The 1,534-nt window shown below is 65.5% G+C and carries 1 protein-coding gene; it reads right to left on the bottom strand.

The genetic code is table 11. The annotated features are described in order from the left end of the window. Nucleotides 1-1,521 (bottom strand): non-ribosomal peptide synthetase (locus VL52_RS22855; protein WP_160298983.1); only part of this gene is annotated, 1,521 nt, incomplete at its 3' end. Nucleotides 1,522-1,534 lie beyond the last annotated feature (13 nt).

Below are 1,534 nucleotides of genomic sequence, written 5' to 3' on the forward strand. Positions count from 1 at the left end.
ATGGATCTCGCCCACCACGCCCACCGGCACCGGCTGGCCATAGTCGTCCAGCAAGTAGATGCGCTTGTTAGGGATGGCATGGCCTATCGGCGGGTCCATATCGCTGTCGCCACCGCACAGATACACGGTGGAACATACGGTGGCTTCGGTTGGGCCATAGGCGTTCATCAGCCGGAGCGGCCCGGACCACTGCTCCACCAACTCCCTGCCGACTTTCTCCCCGGCGACGATCAGCACCCTCAACGAAGACAGATCGTCGCACTGGGGCAATGTGGCCAGCACGGCCGGCTGTATAGTCATGTGAGTGATGCCATGACGGCCTATCAAGCGCGCCAGCGCTTCTCCCAAGGGCTTGGGATGATGCGGCGCCAGATGAAGACAGGCGCCGCTGGTCAAGGCCATCATGGTCTCCGATACCGAGGTATCGAAGCTGAACGATGCGAATTGCAAGACCTTGCAACCAGGCGCCACCATGAAATGCCGCGCTTCGGCCACAGCCAGATTGCACACACCCTGGTGCTCCACCATCACGCCCTTGGGTTGGCCGGTGGAGCCCGAGGTATAGATCACATAAGCCAGATGATGGGCACGCTGTCCGGGGGCCTCTTCCTGCTCCAGCCGCTCGCCGGACTCCCCACGCCAGGCGTCTGCGGACATGTCTATCAGCGGAACCGGAGAAACAGCCACCGCGCTCCGGGTCCGCGCCTGATGCACCACGGCCGCCGGTTGGCAGTCTGCCAACATATAGGCCAGCCGCTCCGACTGATAGGCTGGATCCAGCGGCACATAGGCGCATCCCGCCTTCAGAATCCCCAGCAGCCCGATCACCTGGTCGAAGCTGCGCTCGACGCAGATCGCCACGCGCTGTTCCGGCCTCACGCCTGTCCGCCGCAAATGGCGCGCCAACTGGTTGGCCTGGAACTCCAGTTCGCCATAGCTGAGCTGTCCGCGCTCATCGCTCACAGCGATGGCGTCCGGCGTCCTCGCCGCCTGCGCCTCGAACAACTCGTGCACCCCTTGCTCCCGCGGATACGCCAACCCGGTGGCGTTCCACTCTTGCAGCAGGGTGGCCAATTCGGCCGCCGGTATCCAAGGCAGCCTCGCCACCTCGTCCTCCGGTGCCTGTTCCAGCGCCTGTGCCAAGCTGTCCAGCGCGGCATGCAAATAGCCTCCCACCCGCGCGGCGCCGATGCCGGCCGCGGCCTGCACCGTCAGCTCGAAGCCGACGCCCAGGTCATCCACCGTCAGCGTCAGCGGATAGTTGGTCCGCTCCTCGCTCCACAGCACCCTCACTCCGGGCAGGATCTCGTCCGGATTCGGCAACGCCGTGCTGTGCCGGTAATTGATCAGCGCGCTGAACAACGGCTGCCCCGGCGCCAGGCCGCTGCAGCGCTGCGCCAGCGCCAATGGCGCGTGTTCGTGGATCAGCAGCCCGCTCAGACTGGCATGCACCGCCTTCACCGCCGCCCTCGCGCCGACCCGGCCCGCGCCTATCCGCAACGGCAGCGTATTGATGAACATCCCCAGCGCCCGG

The sequence above is a fragment of the Chromobacterium vaccinii genome (genome assembly GCF_000971335.1).
In the GTDB taxonomy this organism is placed as follows: Bacteria; Pseudomonadota; Gammaproteobacteria; order Burkholderiales; family Chromobacteriaceae; genus Chromobacterium; species Chromobacterium vaccinii.